Source organism: Paenibacillus sp. P46E, assembly GCF_001909095.1.
GTDB classification, from domain to species: domain Bacteria; phylum Bacillota; class Bacilli; order Paenibacillales; family Paenibacillaceae; genus Paenibacillus_AQ; species Paenibacillus_AQ helianthi.
Genome location: NZ_LVYZ01000036.1, coordinates 100,274 through 120,475 on the forward strand (window position 1 = coordinate 100,274; position 20,202 = coordinate 120,475).

Here is a 20,202-nt window from a genome sequence, read left to right on the forward strand (position 1 = left end):
TAGGGCAGTTTTTTTGGTATTTTATAAACAATGTAATTAGATGATTGTAAAATAACAAACAAAATGATAATATGTCTATATATTAAGGTGAAAATGGGTGATTGGGTTGGCGGAAGGCAATGAATCGGTTAGTATTTCGGAAAAATTCTGGAATGCCTCTATTAGTGAGCTGAAGCAGGGATATCTTTTTGAGATGCGGGAGCATTCAGGTTACTATACTTGTCTGGTCTGTGGAGAGGAATTTGAGAAGGGCTTGATCTATAAGAAAGAGAGTCAATATTATGAAGCCGGCAAATATGCAGCACTTCATGTGGAACAGGCACATGGAGGGATGTTTCACTGGCTGCTGGGACTGGACAAGAAGCTTACCGGATTAACGGAGCTGCAGAAGGGGTTGCTGAATGCTTTTCGGCACAGCTTGAGTGATGGAGAAGCAGCCAAGGGACTGGGCATTGGCAGTACCTCTACCGTGCGCAATCACCGGTTTACTCTGCGGGAAAAGGTGAAGCAGGCGAAGCTGTTTCTCGCTGTAATGGAGCTTGTGGAAGAAAAGCCGGGGGCATCCTCGCCTTTTGTCAGTATCCCACGTTCCGCCGCCATGGTCGATGAGCGGTTTGCCATTACGGAGGAGGAGAATACCGAAATCCTGAATACCTACTTTAAAGAGGGATTGGAAGGTCCAATCTCGGAGTTTCCCAAGAAGCAGAAGCGAAAAGCAGCAATTCTCCGTCAGCTGATTAAGCGTTTTGAAACCGGACGCCAATATACAGAGAATGAGGTTAACACCATCCTGAAAGAGGCTTTTGCGGATTATGTTACGCTCCGGCGGTATTTGATTGATTATGGGCTGCTGGACCGTGAGCCAGATGGAAGCAGCTACTGGGTTAGTTTATAGATGAAGGAGAGAACAGCAAACATGGAAAAGTCAAAACGTAAAGAATTAGCCTATAACTACGCGCATTCCCACCGGCCGATGGGAGTGTACCGAATCGTCAACACCCTAAATGATAAGGCCTTTGTAGGCAGCAGCATTAATCTGGATGGAGTCTGGAATAAACATAAGTTCATGCTGGATATCGGAAAACATGACAATAAAGAGCTTCAGGCAGATTGGAAGGAACTCGGAGAGAAAGCATTTGTTTTTGAGATTCTGGAGCAGATTAAGCCTGAAGAGGATTTTGTGGCAGAGGTAACCGAACTCTCCAAATACCGCAAACAATTGCCCGATTTGGAGAGCAAATGGCTGGAGAAGCTGTCGCCTTACGGAGAACGCGGTTATCTAAAACAGAAATAAGGAACGGGTGATTTCACTCATCCTCTATGCTAAACTATAGGCAAACGGCAGTTATCGGCATGATATCTTGTTTGGAGCCTTGCAGCAGAGGAGGGAGAGAGGATATGACGATATTATCTTGGCTTGCGGAACAGAGGATACAGGAAGCGATGCGCAGTGGTGAGTTCGAGGATCTGCCGGGGCAAGGCAAACCTCTTCAGCTGGAGGATCTGTCCGGGGTGCCGGAGGATTTGCGGATGTCCTTCAAAATCATGAAGAACGCTGGTCTGCTCCCGGAAGAAGTCACGCTGCGCAAGGAATGTGTAACTCTGGAGACGCTGCTCGCGGCATGTCACAGCAATGGAAACACCAAGGATGGCGAACGAAAAGAGCTTAAATCCCAACTGACGCTGAAACGACTCCGCCTACAGGAGCTGATGGGGCAGCGCGGATTCGGGAACAGCAGCGCGTTCTCCGACTATGGAGACAAGATTCAGGAGCAGCTTACCCGGGAAGAATAATTGAATGGAGTTATCCGGCCGAAAGGGCAGGGTAGCTCTTTTTTTGTATGCAGAGAGCTTGAAATTTACTAGGGTTTCGCCCATCATATTAGGAATACTAGACAATAAGAATACATGGAGAGATTCGATGAAACAGCTTCCCATTGCACAGGTGCTCCCTGAGCTGAAAACCATATTGAACACTTCAACCGCTGCTGTTCTGCTAGCCGAGCCTGGCGCGGGGAAGACAACCGGTACACCGCCAGCTTTTTTAGAAGAGGTTTGGCTGGCCGGAAAAACCATACTTATGCTGGAGCCCAGAAGATTGGCCGCCCGGTCGGCAGCGAGCTACATGGCATCTTCCATGGGCGAAAGTGTCGGACAAACGGTAGGCTACCGTATGCGTAATGACACGAAAGTAGGCAAAAACACTCGTATTGTCGTTGTCACAGAAGGGGTATTGACCCGAATGCTGCAAAGCGATCCGTCGCTAGGCGATGTAGGGCTTGTGATCTTTGATGAATTTCATGAGCGCAGCCTTCATGCTGATCTGGGACTGGCGTTAACACTGGAAGCACAGGCTGTACTCCGCGAGGATCTGCGGATTCTGATCATGTCGGCAACACTGGACGGCGGCAGGGTATCGGCTCTGCTCGGAGGTGTGCCTGTTGTGGATTGTCCGGGCAGGGCCTTTCCGGTGGAAACAGTCTATCTGCCAGGCCCCGGAGACAGGCAGCTGGAGCAGCGAGCTGCAGCGGCAGTCCGCCGTGCACTTGCCGAACAGCCTGGAGATGTGCTGGTCTTCTTGCCTGGGGAGGCGGAAATCCGCCGCTCCGAGCGTGAACTGCAAAATGTTGCTCTCCCTCCTGGAACAGTGCTTCGTCCACTCTATGGGCAGCTGCCACAGGCACAGCAGGATGCCGCGGTGACAGCCTCAGTAACCGGAGAACGTAAAGTAGTTCTGGCGACTTCGATTGCTGAAACCAGCTTGACGATCGAAGGGGTACGCACGGTGATTGATACGGGGCTGCGGCGGACTCAGGTGTTCTCGCCGCGAACGGGCATGCCCCGGCTGACTACGGTGCCGGTCTCCAAGGCTTCTGCCGACCAGCGGCGGGGCCGAGCGGGACGTACCGCGCCGGGAGTATGCTACCGGCTGTGGAGCCAGGAGGAGCATGCCCGTCTTCCGGATGAGAATGTGCCGGAGATCATGGAGACCGACCTGGCGCAGCTGGCTCTGGAGCTGGCGTTGTGGGGGGCGCCTTCCCCGGTGGCGCTGCTCTGGCTGGATGCGCCGCCTGCCGCGCCCTATGCGCAGGGCTTAGCGCTGCTGCGCCAGCTCGGCGCGCTGGACGCCGGTGGCGCCATTACGCCGCACGGCCGCAGCATGGCCGCGCTGGGCGCGCACCCCCGCATCGCGCACATGCTGCTGCGCGCGGCAGAGCTGGGAGCAGCGCCGCTCGCCTGCCGGCTGGCGGCGCTGCTCCAGGAGCGGGACCTCTGGCGGGGTCCCGCGGCAATGGACAGCGACCTCACGCTGCGCGTGGAGGCGCTGCTGAGGTTCGAGCGCTCCGCTGCGGACAGCGGCGGAGCGGACCCGGCAGCTCTGCGCGCGGTGCAGCGCGAGAGCCGGAGCTTCCTGGCGCAGCTGCAGGCCGCGCCGGGTGCACTGCCGGACAACATCAGCCTGACCGGGCTTCTGTTGTCGTTCGCCTACCCCGACCGCATCGGGCAAAAACGCGGCGATGGCGCTTTTTTGCTCTCGGGTGGCCGGGGGGCGGCCATGAGAGAAGGGCAGCCGCTGACGCGTTCGCCCTATATTGTAGCGGCTGGCATCGATGACCGCGCCGGGCAGAGCCGGATTATGCTGGCCGCAGACCTGCCTGAAGCAGATCTGCTGAAGTATCACAAGAACAATATGATAGATGAGCGTGAAGTCTATTGGGATAATGATAGCGGAAGTGTACAGGCGCGCCGGCGGACCCTGCTGGGTGCATTGATCCTGAAGGAAACCTCGCATGAAAGACCAACCGCTGAAGAGGCAGAAGAGGTACTTCTTCGCGTAATAGAAGGCAAGGGGCTCGAACTGCTGCCCTGGGACAAAGGGACGGTCCAGCTGAGACAGCGGATGGTATTCCTGCATAGGCTGCGGGCAGATTTTCCGGATGTTTCGGAAGAAACATTGCTGTCCTCCCTTCCGGAATGGCTTCAGCCGTTTATTCAGGGGATGCGCAATCTCCGCGACCTGCAGCGGGTACCTGTATCCAGAGCGCTGGAGGGACTGCTGGATTGGAGCAGCCGGCAAAGACTGGATAAGGAAGCGCCGACGCATATCACCGTCCCCAGCGGTTCACGGATTCCGGTGGATTACAGTAACCCGGAGGCACCAGTGCTTGCAGTCAGGCTTCAAGAGTTGTTCGGCCAAGTAGATACACCAAGGATCGGGGGAGGCAAGGTTGCGGTACTGCTGCATCTGCTTTCTCCGGCAAGGAGACCCGTGCAGGTGACGGCGGACCTCGCCAGTTTTTGGCGCAGCACCTATTTTGAAGTCAAAAAAGATCTCAAAGGACGCTACCCCAAGCACTACTGGCCGGATGATCCGCTGCAGGCAGTTCCTACAAACCGTACACGCCCTTCAAAATAAACGTTCTTCCCTGCTTACATCGTCATTTCACTGAAAATGCTTACACCCTGTTTGGGACGTATGTGATCGGGTAATAATGTAGCGAACGACAATTACGAAGGAGGGCTTCAAGTGACCGACAAAATCATAGGTGTATTCAACACAGAACAAGAAGCGACCAGAGCAATTGAAGAGCTGCAGCGGCAAGGTGTAAGTAATGACGAGATCTCAGTGATCACACGTGACCGGGATGAACTCAAAAATATATCGGATGATACAGGAACCATGGCTCCAGAAGGTGTAGCAACCGGTGCTGCAACCGGAGGAGTAGTTGGCGGCATTACCGGACTTCTTGCAGGAATCGGGGCACTGGCCATTCCGGGGATAGGTCCTATTCTGGCGGCAGGCCCAATAGTGGCTACTCTTACAGGCGCAGCTATCGGCGCAGGTGCAGGCGGTCTCGTGGGTGGATTAATTGGACTCGGTATTCCTGAGGATGAAGCCAAAGAATATGAAGGCTACGTCGACAGCGGAAAAATCCTCGTCCTGGTGGATGATAATGGACGCGGACGTGATATCCACAGCGTATTTACGGGCAACCGCTCCTTGAATGCCAGCAGGTATAACAGCTTATATGGCGATGGTACGCTGAATGATCCCATTACAGACCGGGGAGCAACAAACCCGGATGTGATAAGGGATGATACGACAGTGGGTAATTCCATGGGCAACAGAGGATCAATGAACGCGGATGTCGACCCGGACCGCTACAACGGCAACCGGATGTAATCCAGCAAGGCTGCGAGAAGCTTTTTGAAGCCATTGGGCGAAGCAGAGGGTTAGCATAAATTCAAAAGACTGCATTTCAGAAAATATCTGAGGTGCAGTCTTTTTGAGTTGTCATTAGAAAATGAAATCTGATGAATACAAGGGGGAGGCAGGCCGGGAGAAGAACTGTAGGTCTTAATTGTCACCCTGTAAACCTAATTTCATCATATGAAAAATTCATAATAGAACAGCTAAACAAACCACACACTCTAGCATCTACGTTTTTACTCAAACTAATTCCGGTATTTATATCCTAGGTGAAGGTTTTAAAGGAAGGGGGTTATTTCGGATTTACCTATTGTGAAATCAGGGAAATAGTGTTTATACTGGAGTTGTACAGGAAGGATAAGGAAACTCATTATTAGGAGGTGTCCCATGGCGTTTATGATTGCCCAACGGGCTTTTATTAAGGTATATCTGATTACAATGGTTGAACAACATAAGGGGTATGGCTATCAAATGCTTGAGGATCTGCGGAGAGATTTCAAAACGCATGGTTATTCTCCTCCACAGAGTGAAATTTACCGTGCACTGCATGAACTGGTACAGCAAGGGATTCTATATCGGACTAAGCAGTTGAAAGGCAATGATCCCAAGGTGGATTTTCAGGAGATCGTCCTGTATCATTTCACCACAGATGGAGAGGAAAAAGCCAGATTGTATAAGAAGCAGGTTAAGACGGATCTGGACCGCTGTCTAGGAATTCTGAACAAAGCTGTTGCGGATAATTTCTAATCTTCAACGGATTAGACTTTAATCTCATGAACTACAACCTAAGTGATATTTCCAGGTTGCTTTTACCCTGTTATAATGATTACTGCCAGACGAAACGCTATATACTTGGAGGTAACTTACATGGATGAACACATGAAACGCAGACTGGATAAGCAGAGAAAGCTGTTCAGCCAGTTAGGCATTACACTTGACGCTCTCACCATACATGAGAAAGAATTCAGTATGAAGCTTCGCGGCTATGATGCCGAAGAGGTAGACACGTTTCTGGATAGCGTGATCAAGGATTATGAGCGCTTCTATGCTACAATAGCTGATTTGATGGATAAATGGCAGGAGCAGCAGATTGAGCTTCGCGAAATGAAGGACAAAGCCCAAAAAGCAGAAGCTGTACCGGTACCCGCACCGGTCATCCGGGGGATTGATCCGATGGACCTGGAAGATGTGATCCTGAAGCTGGAAGCCAACGTAAAACAATTAAAGGACAGGCTGCCCCGGAGCGAAAGTTATCTATAACAGCGTTTTAAAGCAAATGGCCCCCTTGTTATCTGATTTGCCAGCATTTACAATTATAGAATAACTTGTGTAAATGAATTATATATTGGAATGTCAGATGGAGGTTGAACCATTGCATGATAAGCGAGGTTTACGCCTGAAGATCCGCGGGAAAATTGCTCTCGGTTATGCCATGATCCTGCTAATGCTGGGATTGTTTCTGCTGGTAGTATCCGGTAGGATTAATGACTTGGAGAAAGAAACTGTTTTTCTGAGCGAGCATGATATGAGGTTGCATGAGCTTACTTATCAGATTGAAAAAAATGTGCTGGACATGGAGACCGGTCAGCGGGGTTATGCCCTTACTGGAGACTCCAGCTATTTGGCTCCTTATGATAGCGGGACTACCGAGTGGAAGATTAATTACACTAAATTAGTTAGTATGATTAAGGATAATCCTGATCAGCTATTGAACTTGAACGATATCCAAGCGAATATTGTTGAATGGATCGAAAAATCGGGACAATATGTAGTTGATCTAAAACGCAATGGGCAGAATCAGGATGTGAACGCTTATTTTCGTAATGACAGCGGCAAGCTGATCGTTGATTCTATACGCTCACAGTTAGAGTACTTCCGGGATAACGAGCGCAAGCATACCAGCGAAAGTATCACCAGTTTGAAAGATAGCAACAATAAGCTTTTGCTGACCATGTATGTTCTCTGGACATTGGTTGCGTTCTTGGCAGCTCTTGTGACCTACCTGATCTCTGCCAGTATTGTCAATCCGCTCCTTAGCGTCATACAGGCGATCCGTAGTATTGCAGGCGGAGGGAATATGTCCGATCGGATTACAGTGAAGACCCTGGATGAAATCTATGATCTGGGGAATGCCACAAATGAACTTTTGGATACTGTGCAGCGGGACCGCTGGAGCAGTGAACAGGTATCTGAAATGTCTATAGCACTTCAGGAAACGACGGATTTGTCAGTAGTGTGCAGAACATTTGTGAACAGATTGTCCTTTATGCTGGAGATGCAGTACGGAGTCATTTATGTTCTGGGTGAGAATGATCAATTGGAACGGAAGTATTCTTATGCCGGTTCGGAGAATCAGGAGTTCGGGAGCGCGAAGACAATCATCCGCCTGGGTGAAGGCCTCATTGGCCAGTGTGCAATCGATAAAAGGATGAACCGGATTGAGAATTTACCAGAAGGTTACATAAGCATTAACTCCGGTCTCGGAAGATCCGCACCCCAATTTGCTGTTATTGCTCCTGTTTTGTTCGAGAACAAAACTGTTGCCGTTCTGGAAGTGGCTTCACTTACCAAATGGGCTCCATACCATCTTGAGCTGTTTAACGAGTTGCTGAAAATGCTGGGGGTCACCTTGAATTCTGTTTTGACGCGTATGGAGATTCAGCATTTGTATAAAGAATCTCAAGCTATGAACGAAGAACTGCAGATTCAATCTGAGGAGCTTCAGGTTCAGTCTGAAGAATTGCAGGTACAAACTGAGGAATTACAGAATCATACACAGGAATTGCTGACTATAAACCGGGAGCTGGAGGATCAGAAGGCCGTTGCCGAGAATGCTGCAGTTCAACTGGAGAAGTATAATGAACAATTGGAGCTTAGTTCACGCTACAAATCTGAATTTTTAGCCAATATGTCTCACGAGCTGCGCACACCGCTTAATAGTATGCTTATTCTTTCACAACTGCTTGCAGAGAACCGCAATGAGTCCCTGTCGGAAGAAGAACTGAGTTATGCAGCGGTCATTCATTCGTCCGGCAGCGAGTTGCTGTCAATGATCAACGATATTCTGGATTTGTCCAAAGTAGAAGCAGGCAAAATGACGGTAGAACGGGATGCCGTTAACCTTACTGAACTGCCATCCCTGCTGAAGGGATATTTCAACAAAATTGCTGAGCAGAAGAATATAGACTTCAAGGTAACACTTCAGGATAATGTTCCTGATTTATTCTTTACAGACGAAATGAGATTGCATCAAATCCTGAGGAACCTGCTTTCCAATGCTTTTAAATTTACGGTGAAGGGTTTCGTAGAGGTGATTATTCACCGGGTTGAACCTCTAACGGAATCGCAGCTTCTTACAACTGAACCTGTAATCGCCTTTGCGGTAAAAGATAGTGGTATTGGTGTCTCGGAAGCGAACCGGGAGATCATCTTTGAAGCTTTCCGTCAGGCTGACGGCTCTACAGCACGAAAATTTGGCGGTACAGGCTTGGGATTGTCCATATCCCTTCAGCTTGCCAGACTGCTAGGCGGCACTATAACGCTTGATAGCACAGAGGGGACGGGTAGCACCTTTACGTTGTATCTCCCTTGCCGTGAAGAAGATGACGGGTTCGATACCGTTATTTCAGATGTCTGGAGTACCCCGGCTGCCGCTGCTTCGGAATGGGGAGTACAGCAGAAGATGCCTGTTAAGAAGGACAGTACACCATTCGAAAGAGATTATTTGAAGCTGCATGAGAAAACTGTACTGATCGTAGATGATGATATCCGCAACATCTATGCCCTTGAAAAAGGGCTGGAGCCCTATGACATGAAAATTCTTACTGCTCAATCTGGATTCGAATGCCTGCAAATAGTCAGAGAACAGCCTGAAGTGGATATTGTGCTTCTGGATATTATGATGCCGAACCTGGACGGTTATGATACCCTTTCGATTATCCGTGACGAATTGAAGTTTCCTGAACTTCCCATTATTGCGATTTCAGCCAAAACGATGAAGGAAGACCGTGAGAAATGTCTGGCTGCAGGAGCCTCGGATTTTATTAGCAAGCCTGTGGTGATTAAGGATGTGGTTACACGGATGTGCCGATTGTTGGATGGATTTGACTTTTCAAAAACCCATTGACGGAAGTATAGGTTTGATTTATTATGGTTCTATAAATGATCATTTATATGCAAGCGGCGTGTTACCTTTAAGGGCATGAGCCAAGAATTGATCTCATTCATATGAGTCTTTCTTGGCTCTTTTTGATGCAAAAAAATCTGACAATGAATGGAAAGGAGGGGGACCTTGGCCAAGGAAAATGAGCAATTTGAGGTACTGCGGGTGATCGGCAATAACGTAGTGATGGTGCAAGGAGGCCGAAAGGGTAAAGAATATGTGATTATTGGCAAAGGGATTGGATTTGCGGTGAAAGATTCAGGAATCATTGATGCGAATGACCAGCGGATTGAGAAATTATTCCGGCTGGAGGATCGTGAGGAATGGAGTCAATATCAGATTCTGCTTGAAGATATAGATCCCAAAGTGATGAGAATTACGGATGATATTATTGCGGATATTGCCCTTGAATTTTCCGGCAAGTTGAATGACAAGATCTATTTGGCGCTCCCCAGCCATATCCAGTTCACCATTTACCGTCTCCGGAACGGAATGGACATTGTCAACCCGTTCCTTCAGGAGACCAAGATGTCCTTTCCTAAGGAATTTGAGATCGCTTACAGGGCTGCAGAAAAAATCAGCGCGGAGTTCCAGGTTCAGATTCCAGAAGACGAAGTGGGATTTCTAACTTATCACGTATATTCTGCGGTCAGTAATGTGCCGGTTGGCCAGTTGGTGAAAGCCTCAAATATCGTCAGCGAGTTGCTGGATATGATTCGGGAAGAACGTCAGCTAACCTTTGCACATGGCAGTATGAACCACATTCGGCTGATGATTCATCTAAGATTTACGATTGAACGGATTCTGCAGGGTTCGCTCATCGACAATCCGTTCGTAAAGCATATTCAGAAAGAATACAAAGAGGAATACAAGCTGGCCCAAAAAATGGGCAAGGTCATGCAGGAATCCCTGGGTGCAGAAGTTCCGGAAGAAGAAATCTGCTTCCTCGCTATGCATTTGCGGCGTTTGTTCCAGACCTTAGACAAACAGCAACAGTGAGGAGAGAGAAGCAATGTTTGCTAAATGGAAATCGAAAAAAGAAAAGTGCCCTACTGAAGTGAAGACACTGGAGATTTATGCTCCGGTAAGCGGCAAGGCCGTTCCATTATCAGGTGTGCCGGATGAAACCTTCGCAGGTGGACATATGGGAAAAGGAATAGCTATAGAACCTAGTGAGGGGAGATTAATGGCCCCTTTTGACGGAAAAATCGCCCATGTGGTCAAATCCAATCATGCCGTGATTATTGAACATTCATCCGGACTCCAGTTGCTGCTGCATATCGGAGTGGATACCGTAAGCCTGAAAGGGAGCGGATTCATCAGTCATATTACCATCGGGGATGAAGTAAAAGCAGGGCAGACACTGATTGAATTTGATACCGCTTTCATACAGGCGGCAGGCTATCAGACCATAACACCTATTATTGTAACCAGCAACGGAGAAACGGATTTTGAAATGGATTACCAATATGGTCCGGCTGCTGCCGGCAAAGACATTATTCTGACTGTGGCATCCAGGTAATTAAGCATACAGGTTCATGTTTAGCGAAGTAAAATACGAGACAAGGGGATGATTGGAATGTTGGCTTTTCTGCAAAAATTGGGTAAGTCATTAATGCTTCCGGTAGCTACACTGCCGGCGGCGGCGATATTGCAAGGATTAGGATTGCTCGATTATGAAAAGGATTTACATTTAGGCAGTGCCATTGGAGGTTTTCTGAATCAGTATATTGCCCCCTTTCTGAACGCTGGTGCAGGCGCCATCTTTGGAAATTTGGCATTGATCTTTGCTGTTGGTGTTGCTATCGGTTTTGCAGGAGATGCCGTAGCTGCCTTGTCCGCATTGATTGCCTATATGGTACTTACGAAAATATTGGGTATTGTACCGGCCACCTTCGGTTTCATTGGAGATGATGTTGTACTGGATATGGGCGTGCTTGGCGGTATTTTTGCCGGGGCGTGGGCAGCTTTCCTGTACAAAAAATATCATAATGTCAAAATGCCGGATTGGCTTGGATTCTTTGCCGGCAAACGTTTTGTTCCGATTATAACAGCTGCATCGACTATGGTCCTGGCTGTCCTGATCGGTATGATCTGGAGTCCGGTGCAGGATGTAATCAGTAATTTCGGTAACTGGGTTGTAAGTCTTGGCGCTTTTGGGGCATTCGTCTTCGGTACAGCAAACCGTCTGCTTGTTCCCATCGGTCTGCATCATGTAATTAACACCATTGCCTGGTTTCAGCTTGGTGATTACACAAATGCTGCCGGGGAGGTTATCCATGGTGATGTATGGCGTTTCCTAGCAGGTGATAAAAGCGCAGGGATGTTCACAACGGGCTTCTTCCCAATTATGATGTTCGCTTTGCCGGGGGCTGCATTGGCCTTTATCCATACAGCAAAACCTGAAAAAAAGAAAATGGTGGCCTCGATATTTATTGGTTCAGCTATCGCCTCCATCCTTACCGGTATTACCGAACCCTTGGAGTTCTCTTTCATGTTCGTCGCACCGCTTTTGTACTTGGTGCATGCGCTTTTAACCGGTCTTTCCATGGCCTTAATGTATTTTCTGGATGTAAGACTTGGATTTAGTTTCTCTGCGGGTTTGATTGATTACCTGACGAATCTAAAGCTTTCCACCAATGCCTGGGTCCTGCTTCCGGTCGGACTTGCGTTCTTCGTACTATATTATGTCTTGTTCCGCTTTGTTATTGTGAAGTTCAATTTGAAAACACCAGGGCGTGAGGATGATGCTGATGACGAAATCCTGGAGGCTGATGTGAGTGGAGCAAAAATCTCCGCATCCTCCAGAGCAGTCAAAATCCTGGAGAATATCGGCGGACCGTCCAACATCCGCAACATTGATGCCTGTATTACACGATTGCGGCTGATTGTGAATGATGAGAAAGCAGTTAAAGACGCCGCGCTGAAGCAACTTGGTGCATCGGGGGTAATGAGATTGGGTCAGGGTGCGGTGCAAATCGTATTTGGACCGCAATCGGAGCAAATCAAGGATGACATCAAGAAACTCCTGTAAAAATAGGGTGTTTTAAACGTCAATGTATTGTTGGGTTTCATTTTCTTCATCATCATGTTTTCCATGATCAGATATAAACCAAGAACCCGCACAACCACAATGGTTATGCGGGTTCTTAGTAATTTCAGGATCGGGGATATTCTTAAAGTGAATTCGAACGTTGTCACTGGCGGTTCTCTTCTTACGTTCCGTCGCATGAGCATGAGTAAATCTCTCCACGGATGGAAATAGGTATAAATAATCTTTACATTGTATGTAAAATAATTCCTGGTCATAATCAAAGAGAAATACATTATTTATTTATCCACTTTCCATTAAACGATGAAAGGATGATATTAGATGATTAAATATGACAGATTTGTCCACCTGCTTTGTTTCTTGGAGGGTGACTATAATTTAACCCTCCTATAAAAAATGGAGGTAAACCTGTGAATAGAGAGTTTATCGCAAAACATTGGTATGCTAGTGTGTTTGAACAGTTTGAAAACCAAACTCACGACGTGGATTTTCTGCTGAAAGTACTTACTGAGCAAACAGACAATCAACCACTAAATATACTTGAAGTTGCCTGTGGTGGTGGTAGGATCTGTGTTCCTCTAGCAAAGGCGAATCATTTTGTTACAGGCTTTGATACCGATGAACATATGCTCCTGCGATGTTATCGCCGGATGTCGGGTTTAACGAATATTCGCTGTTACCAAGCTGATGCAGTAATTGCCGGATGGGGTGTCGGTTATGATGTCGTAGTCATGGCAGGTAATGTCCTGATTAACATTGAATGCGAGATCGATTACAAAGATGCACAAAAGACTCTTATTAATAATGCTGCGGCCGCGCTTCGCACGGGTGGACATTTTTATATTGATTTTGACCTTCAATATGATCCAGCAGCCCGGTTCAATAGGCTGAACGTGAGTAGCTCTTTCATAGGGACAGACGAATTGGGTACGACAGGCCAAAGTGTTAGCTATGGGAGTGTGTATGACCCTATAACCCAGATTTGTACGGGAACTGGTCACTGGGAGCTCACCACAAATAGCGGTGAGCAGATCATTTTACCAAAGCGTTGGTATAAGCACATTCCTACGTTAACGCAAGTTTACGATTGGCTATCAGATGCCGGGTTTACCATTGAGTGTACCTATCAAAATTATACCGGTGACCCGATTCCGGAGCCGAATGTTGAAGCTACAAATCGCGCTATTCTATGGGCAAGGAAGTTATAAATAAAACAAGATCAAAGAAAGGGTCATTCCTAACGGATGGCCCTAAAAGCTTGCCGTTACAGACAGTGCAGGGAATCGTATCACAAATAGTAACACGTTTATATAAGCTTAATTCTGACCCTATAAGATCAAACTCGCAAGACAATGAATCCCCTTCTCAATGGATGCTTCATCTACTTGTGCAAACCCCAACACCCATCCCTTTCGTTTGCTCTCCAAACAATAGGGTCCAAGCGGGTATATACGTATCCCCTGTTGAAGGGCTAACGTTGTGACGGTTTCTTCGTCGTATGACTCTTCAGCTTCTAGTAACATATGCAATCCTGTTTCTACTCCACTTAGTGTGAAACGCTCTCCTAAACCACTAGCCATAATAGCCTTGGTCATCGCTTCGTGTCTTCGCCGGTACACATTTCTGGCTCTTCTCATATGGCGCATAAAATGCCCATTCTTGATGAAGTGGGTTAGCGTTAGCTGATCCATAATCGGCAGATGACGGTAGGTCAGCTCCTGTACCTTAGGCAGCTGGGCAATGGCCTTCACAGATCCAACGATAGCTGAAATACGAATACCTGGAGCAATCATTTTTGAAAAGCTCATCAGGTACAAGGTATTCTGAGATGCTTGGCTAAACAGCGTTGGAAGTGGTTCTCCACGATATCGAAATTCACTATCATAATCATCTTCAATGACCCACAATTGATCTTTAGTGGCCTTATGCAGCAATTGTTGCCTGCGTGGCTCCGACATAACAACTCCGACGGCGCACTGGTGTGAAGGTGTCACAAAGATTAGTTTGGATTGGGGATGAATACGCTCAACCACAAGACCATATTCATCAACGGGAACAGGGACTACATTCATACGCCGATATTTCATCGCCATCCAGGCAGCTGGAAAACCAGGATCTTCTACTGAGACAGTATCCCCATCTGCTAAAAGCGACTGTGCGATTAAGTCAATGCTATGCTGAGCTCCAGAGGTTAACAGAATCTGATTGGTTTGGATATGAATTCCACGTTCAAGGGACAAATACCGCTGGATTTGCTCACGTAATGGTGTGAACCCATAGGGATCACCGTAAGCCCAGTTTGATAAATCCATTTCAGCGGATGCATGAATGAGTGATTGTCGCCAATTTTTTTGAAATTGCTCATCCAAATAGGGTTCGTGTGGATTAAAGTCAATATCCACTTTCAACTGTTCTTTGCCTCTGAACCAGCCATGTAGCTGATCAACCGCTGAGTTCAACAAGGGAAGTGAGGGGGGAATGGGGCCATCTGTTATTATTTCCTTCGTTGACTCGGTGAATAGATTCCATGTACTAACTCGCGTTCCTCCTCTGCGAGATGTAACCGTATAGCCTCGACTTAGCAACTCTTCATAGACGATCTGTATCGTTGAGCGAGAGACACCTACCATGTGAGCGAGTTCGCGGGAGGGAATTAGCAATTCTCCCGGGGCCCAGATTCCGTTTGTGATATTATGAATGGCTTGATCGAGCAATTGCTGCCAAATGGGTCTTTTATCATTACGTATTACTTTCATCATCGAACATACCCCCAAAAAGAAGATTTACTCCTGAAACATTTATTATGGATTGTTTATAACTGTAATGTTTGGATGTTTTAATGCAATCCATTCATTGATATACTACCGTAATAACACAGGTATTTACAATTTGATCGTTGCGAATCTTTAAGAATGGAAGGGAGAATAATGCAAATGGATATAGTTCGTTACAAAATCAGAGAATGTGTGGATCAAGAGAAAATTGATCGTTTCCTACAGCAAGCGAAAACGGGATATCTGGGATTGGTTGACGGGAATCTTCCATATGTCGTACCGCTAAATTATGTATGGACGCAGGGGAAGCTCTATTTTCATGGGGCCGGAGATGGAAGACGCAATCAGGTCATGAAGGAAAATCCAGAGGTTTGTTTTACCGTATGTGAGTCCTACGGAACTATCACGGATCCGGTGCCTGCCAAAACAGATACGGCTTATATGAGTGTAATGATCTTTGGACAAGCAGAGCCGGTTACGGATTTGGACGAAGCCACTCATGTGCTTCAGGAAATGATAAATAAATATGTACCCGGGTATTATAACCGCCCTTTGCCCAAGCAGCATGTGGATAAATATAGGTCGGCTGTATTCGGCGGTCCGGTCCAGGTTTCCAGGGTAATTCCACACCATTTGACAGCAAAAGAAAGTCCCATAGAAGCAGAAAAAATGTATAGTGCAGACATGAAGGCAGGACGGGGGGATAAATAAAATAAGGATGCTGTTAGATCAAGATAGATGACGTCATAAATGTGATTACATAAACATTACCCTGCTGGTACTAATCTAGCGGGGTTTATTCGTCTTGTTTCTACTTATTGAGATACTGCTTTTTGCGTTTTCAAATACAATAAATTAGAAATGTTAAGATAATTGTACTTAACTCTGATACAAAATCGTTATGGCGTTCGTCTTACTTATAGCTGCAGCTGATAAGGAGGATTTACACAATGGAATTTCCGGAATCTGAAATGTTTCGAACTATATTTTATGAACACTATCCGGTGGTGCGGCGAAAGTTGGCGGCGCTTGTACGGGATGAGTCGGCAGCAGACGATTTAGCCCAGGATGTGTTTCTCAGACTATACCGCAACCCGCCGGATGATCCGAATGCACTGGGTGCTTGGCTCCATAGAGTGCTCACCCGGATCGGATATGACTATTTGAACAAAAAGGCCAGAGAGCGTCGGCTCCAGGATAAGCATGAGCTGTTGTTCAGTGCCGAGGCAGCTCCGCCTTCCGGTGAAGAGACTGTACTCAACAAGCTGGACCAGGAGGATGTCCGGACTTGGCTGGATGGTCTGCCCGAGAGAGACAGACAGGCGCTGCTATTGCGCTACTCGGGCTACAGCTATTCGGAGATTGCCGGACAGCTTGGCATAAATCCTCCGGTTGTCGGAACACTGCTTAACCGGGCAACCCATAAGCTGAAACAGCAGGCGGTTAATTCATACCCGCAGACCGATTGATTCGCGTACGAAGCGAATCCAGGCAGTTAATGAACATCAAACTTTTAGGAGGAACCATCCAATGACCAATCCTTTGAAATATGATTCCGATAAACAACTTACAAACGAAGCCTGGGCGAAGATGCAGAATAAGCTTGCTGCTGAGCCGGTGAATCCGGTATGGGCATCATGGGGGCAGGATGTCAAAAAGATTAGCATAGAAGATGATCATGCGGCATCCATAGCGGAATCAAGTGATAGGAAGAAAGAGGTGCAGCCTTTAGTGAGTCCAGTGGACGCCGCCGGAGCACAAGCGAAAACTAATACTCGGAAGCCGCGGCGGTTTGCCATGAACCGCCGCCGGAAATGGGCAACTGCTGCAGCGGGCGTAGCCATATTTGCAGCCATACTTGCCACACCTGTAGGCAATACGGCCATGGCCGCCATATTGGGTCAATTCAGAATGCAGGAAGTAACGGCTGTCAATGAAGATGATCTGCGGAATTTGTTCTATCAGGTCAGCGGGGAAGACAATATTAATGAAGCTGTTAACAAATTCGGCTCATTCAGTTATTCATCTGGTACGTTAAGCGGAATGGTGCCAATAAATGCATTGCAGGATAAATTGGGCTACCCTGCGCTGACCGGTGGAGCTTTTGATAAGGTTAAGAACGTATATATAAACTCCGCACAGCAAATTACACTAACTCTCAAGGTGGATGAGGTAAATAAGGCGCTGACACGTCTGGGGGCGAAAGAGCTGTTGCCAGAATCCATTGACGGCAAGCCGCTCACGCTATCGGTTCCAGAATCCGTAAGCTATGATTTTTCTACGGATGATCACTGGGCGAATCTGATGCAGATGAATACGCCTGTGGTGAATGTTGATCCTTCAATTAACATGGAAGAGGCTGTACGGGCTGTCATTGACTTCCCGCTTCTCCCGGATGAACTGAAGTCCAGTCTGCAGCAGAGCAGTATTCTGGCCGGAGACCTGCCTATGCCTGTGATCAAAGGGAATCATTCCGAGCAGATTGAAGTGAACGGTATAAAGATTATCATGGAAACTATGGAGTATGGAGATGGGCCTACTTATAGTGCTACATGGGTGAATAATGGGCAGCTGTTCGACTTTTCCGGCGGTTCACTCTATCAGGACAAAGAGAAATTCATGAAGCAGCTCCAGGAGTTGATCACGCAATGAATGTACCCGCAATTCAAGCGCAATTACTGACTAAAGAATACAGTAACGGACGCGGCTGCAGAGATGTAACTATTACTGTTGAGAAAGGGGAAGCCTTCGGCTTCCTCGGTCCCAACGGTGCCGGTAAAAGCACCTTTGTTAAAATGCTGGCAGGCTTAATTCGTCCGACCAGTGGAAGTGCCGCTCTTTTTGGACATCCGATTGGAACTCTTGCAGCCAAGTCCAAGATAGGTTATCTGCCGGAACTTTACCGGTACCAGGAATGGCTGAGTGGAGAAGAAGTAGTTAGACTCCATGCCAGATTATGCAATATTGAAAAGTCTGTAGCAGACCGCAGAATACCAGAGCTGCTGAAGGAGGTTGGATTAGGACTGCGGGGCCGTGACCGTGTGAAGTATTACTCCAAGGGAATGCAGCAGAGGCTGGGTCTAGCCTGCGCACTTGTGAATGATCCGGAGCTTGTTTTTTTGGATGAGCCGTCATCGGCACTTGATCCAATCGGCCGTATGGAAGTGAGGACTATATTGGAAAGTCTAAAGCAGCGGGGTATCACCATTTTTCTCAACTCTCACCTGCTTGAGGATGTTGAGGTGCTGTGCGACCGGATGGCGCTGCTGAATAACGGCGAGATCCTGCGGCACGGCACAGTCTCAGAAATATTAAACAAGCGAACAAGCTGGCATTTTAAAGTGGGCGGATTTTCGCCTTTTTTGCTGTCTTGGTTGAAGAATCATACGGGATTGCAGATCAGTCAGGCAGCGGTAGACAGGAATCAGGATGAAGAGGGCATCATTGTGACTTCTGCCATCGAAGGAAGCACTGTGTGGCTGGAGGCGGAAGTTGAGAGTGAAGAACAAGTGGGCTGGTTAAATTCACTGATGATTGAACAGGGTATGACCTTATTTGAGGTTTCGCGAAAAAAAGAACGACTGGAAGAATGGTTCCTGGATGCTGTATCCGGGCTCAGCCATAGGGGGGAGCAGGAATGAGAACCATACTGGGAATGACCTGGAAAGAACTGCTGCGGAAGAAAGTGATGCTCATGACTCTGGTTATGACTGCCATCTTTCTGATTGCGTTCTGGTTCGTTGCAGCTATTGTCGGGAGCAGCGAATCTGGAAGGGCAACCAGCGTTATGAATGGAAGAAACCTGATTGAAAGCTTTACGACAGGCACTTTTATTTTGACCATGGGGTTTTTCTTCGGGGCTTTTGTTATTGCCTTTCTGGCTATTTTTAGTTCTTTCTCCTCCATTGCGGGAGAAGCGGAACAGGGGATCATGCAAGCATTACTGCCTCGCCCATTGCCGCGGTGGAAATGGTATCTGGGGCGCTGGCTTGGGTATGTCACCTTAGGAATTCTCTATGCTTTTCTTTTGTTTGCAGCGATTCTGCTGATAGCAGATGCACATGCTTCTATCCCAAGAGACAGCGCTGCGCTTATAAAAGCTTTTCTGCTCTTTGCTTCTCTAGTACCGTTGCTGATCAGCTTTTCCATGCTTGGATCGGGTTTATTCTCGGCACTTGGCAACGGGGTTTTCATGACCATGCTCTATGGAGCAGGCTGGCTTGGAGGGATGATCGATAAATTGAGCAGTTCGCTAGGCTTGAAGGAGGAAGCAATCCATACACTGCATAATCTCACGGGGATCATGTCTCTTCTCATGCCGGCAGACGGACTTCAGCAAAAAATGACAGCGGAGCTTTTCAGCCTGAAAGATTTGGGAGGGATGGTTAATATGGATACAAGCTCCTTTCCCCTATTAGACTTTTATTCCGTTCCTTCGGATTCCTTTGTGGTGTATGCCGTTCTGTATACGGTTGTGGTATTTGCGATAGGACTGCTGCGGTTTCAGCATAAGGATTTGTAACATGTACTTTCACTAATGGATACAACAAATAGCGCCCTGATGGATTCCTAAGATGGAACCGTCAAGGCGCTATTTAGGCTGCAGACCGGACATCACTTGTTTGCACCGATCTCGATCCAATCGGTAGACCAGTTGCCAATTTCACCAAGGATGGGTGCGAGTGCAATTCCTTTGCTGGTCAGAGAGTATTCAATCCGTACAGGCATTTCAGGATACACAGTGCGCTGGATGATGCCCTCGTTCTCCATTTCCTTTAAACGGTCGGACAATACCTTGCCGCTAAGATTGGAAAGGCAGCCCTCAATTTCACCAAAACGGCGGGGACCTTTCATAAGTACGAATACTATAAGCGCAACCCAGCGTTTGCTAAGCATATCTACCGCTTTTTCAAAGCGCGGACACATTTCGAAATCATCCATATCAATCACCTCCGCATTCATTATATCATAAACTTACTATAAGTAATGATAAATATTTATA

Annotated in this window: 19 protein-coding genes; 17 read left to right on the forward strand and 2 right to left on the reverse strand. The window is 47.4% G+C overall.

Going from position 1 to position 20,202, the window contains the following annotated elements; genetic code table 11:
• Nucleotides 1-100: 100 nt before the first annotated feature.
• The 12 genes from A3849_RS12435 to A3849_RS12490 all read left to right on the forward strand — a co-directional run bounded on the left by A3849_RS12435 (nucleotide 101) and on the right by A3849_RS12490 (nucleotide 13,634).
• Nucleotides 101-895: a DUF2087 domain-containing protein gene (locus A3849_RS12435; protein WP_074111731.1), complete on the forward strand. Its 795-nt coding sequence runs from the start codon at nucleotides 101-103 to the stop codon at nucleotides 893-895.
• A gap of 21 nt (nucleotides 896-916) precedes the next feature.
• Nucleotides 917-1,294: a GIY-YIG nuclease family protein gene (locus A3849_RS12440; RefSeq protein ID WP_074111702.1), complete on the forward strand. Its 378-nt coding sequence runs from the start codon at nucleotides 917-919 to the stop codon at nucleotides 1,292-1,294.
• A gap of 104 nt (nucleotides 1,295-1,398) precedes the next feature.
• A complete protein-coding gene (locus A3849_RS12445; protein WP_074111703.1) occupies nucleotides 1,399-1,794 on the forward strand; it encodes a DnaJ family domain-containing protein in 396 nt (131 codons plus the stop codon).
• Nucleotides 1,795-1,921: 127 nt separating this feature from the next.
• On the forward strand, nucleotides 1,922-4,417 hold the full coding sequence (gene hrpB, locus A3849_RS12450; RefSeq protein ID WP_074111704.1) for an ATP-dependent helicase HrpB: 2,496 nt from the start codon (nucleotides 1,922-1,924) through the stop codon (nucleotides 4,415-4,417).
• Between the two features lie 111 nt (nucleotides 4,418-4,528).
• Nucleotides 4,529-5,185: a general stress protein gene (locus A3849_RS12455; RefSeq protein WP_074111705.1), complete on the forward strand. Its 657-nt coding sequence runs from the start codon at nucleotides 4,529-4,531 to the stop codon at nucleotides 5,183-5,185.
• Between the two features lie 414 nt (nucleotides 5,186-5,599).
• Nucleotides 5,600-5,959: a replication termination protein gene (locus A3849_RS12460; protein ID WP_074111706.1), complete on the forward strand. Its 360-nt coding sequence runs from the start codon at nucleotides 5,600-5,602 to the stop codon at nucleotides 5,957-5,959.
• A 120-nt stretch (nucleotides 5,960-6,079) separates the two neighbouring features.
• Nucleotides 6,080-6,472, forward strand: coding sequence for a DivIVA domain-containing protein (locus A3849_RS12465; RefSeq protein WP_074111707.1), 393 nt, complete (start codon nucleotides 6,080-6,082; stop codon nucleotides 6,470-6,472).
• 112 nt (nucleotides 6,473-6,584) lie between these two features.
• Nucleotides 6,585-9,338, forward strand: coding sequence for a CHASE3 domain-containing protein (locus tag A3849_RS12470; protein WP_178382668.1), 2,754 nt, complete (start codon nucleotides 6,585-6,587; stop codon nucleotides 9,336-9,338).
• 165 nt (nucleotides 9,339-9,503) lie between these two features.
• Nucleotides 9,504-10,373: a PRD domain-containing protein gene (locus A3849_RS12475; RefSeq protein WP_256700751.1), complete on the forward strand. Its 870-nt coding sequence runs from the start codon at nucleotides 9,504-9,506 to the stop codon at nucleotides 10,371-10,373.
• A gap of 13 nt (nucleotides 10,374-10,386) precedes the next feature.
• Nucleotides 10,387-10,896 carry a PTS sugar transporter subunit IIA gene (locus tag A3849_RS12480; RefSeq protein WP_074111709.1) on the forward strand — a complete coding sequence of 170 codons (510 nt, stop codon included), beginning with the start codon at nucleotides 10,387-10,389 and terminating at the stop codon, nucleotides 10,894-10,896.
• A gap of 57 nt (nucleotides 10,897-10,953) precedes the next feature.
• Complete coding sequence (locus A3849_RS12485; protein ID WP_074111710.1) at nucleotides 10,954-12,408, forward strand: PTS transporter subunit EIIC; 1,455 nt, start codon at nucleotides 10,954-10,956, stop codon at nucleotides 12,406-12,408.
• Nucleotides 12,409-12,836: 428 nt separating this feature from the next.
• The gene (locus tag A3849_RS12490) at nucleotides 12,837-13,634 is read left to right on the forward strand and encodes a class I SAM-dependent methyltransferase (protein WP_074111711.1); all 798 of its coding nucleotides are present in this window, start codon (nucleotides 12,837-12,839) and stop codon (nucleotides 13,632-13,634) included.
• Between the two features lie 120 nt (nucleotides 13,635-13,754).
• Here the strand turns inward: A3849_RS12490 and pdxR are convergent, their stop codons facing one another.
• On the reverse strand, nucleotides 13,755-15,185 hold the full coding sequence (gene pdxR, locus A3849_RS12495) for a MocR-like pyridoxine biosynthesis transcription factor PdxR (RefSeq protein ID WP_074111712.1): 1,431 nt from the start codon (nucleotides 15,183-15,185) through the stop codon (nucleotides 13,755-13,757).
• A 174-nt stretch (nucleotides 15,186-15,359) separates the two neighbouring features.
• On the opposite strand from pdxR, the gene A3849_RS12500 reads away from it, so the two are divergent.
• From A3849_RS12500 to A3849_RS12520, 5 genes are all read left to right on the forward strand, one after another.
• Nucleotides 15,360-15,911, forward strand: a complete 552-nt coding sequence (locus A3849_RS12500; RefSeq protein ID WP_074111713.1) for a pyridoxamine 5'-phosphate oxidase family protein — start codon at nucleotides 15,360-15,362, stop codon at nucleotides 15,909-15,911.
• 239 nt (nucleotides 15,912-16,150) lie between these two features.
• The gene (locus A3849_RS12505; protein WP_074111714.1) at nucleotides 16,151-16,669 is read left to right on the forward strand and encodes a sigma-70 family RNA polymerase sigma factor; all 519 of its coding nucleotides are present in this window, start codon (nucleotides 16,151-16,153) and stop codon (nucleotides 16,667-16,669) included.
• Nucleotides 16,670-16,730: 61 nt separating this feature from the next.
• Nucleotides 16,731-17,852 (forward strand): hypothetical protein, encoded by a 1,122-nt coding sequence (locus A3849_RS12510; RefSeq protein WP_074111715.1) that lies wholly within the window; start codon nucleotides 16,731-16,733, stop codon nucleotides 17,850-17,852.
• Entirely contained in the window at nucleotides 17,849-18,841 is a 993-nt protein-coding gene (locus tag A3849_RS12515; RefSeq protein WP_074111716.1) for an ABC transporter ATP-binding protein, read from the forward strand. Before A3849_RS12510 ends, A3849_RS12515 begins: the two co-directional genes overlap by 4 nt.
• A complete protein-coding gene (locus A3849_RS12520) occupies nucleotides 18,838-19,722 on the forward strand; it encodes an ABC transporter permease (protein WP_074111717.1) in 885 nt (294 codons plus the stop codon). The genes A3849_RS12515 and A3849_RS12520 overlap by 4 nt, the downstream gene beginning before the upstream one ends.
• A gap of 92 nt (nucleotides 19,723-19,814) precedes the next feature.
• Here the strand turns inward: A3849_RS12520 and catR are convergent, their stop codons facing one another.
• Nucleotides 19,815-20,141: a catDE operon transcriptional regulator CatR gene (gene catR, locus A3849_RS12525; RefSeq protein WP_074111733.1), complete on the reverse strand. Its 327-nt coding sequence runs from the start codon at nucleotides 20,139-20,141 to the stop codon at nucleotides 19,815-19,817.
• Nucleotides 20,142-20,202 lie beyond the last annotated feature (61 nt).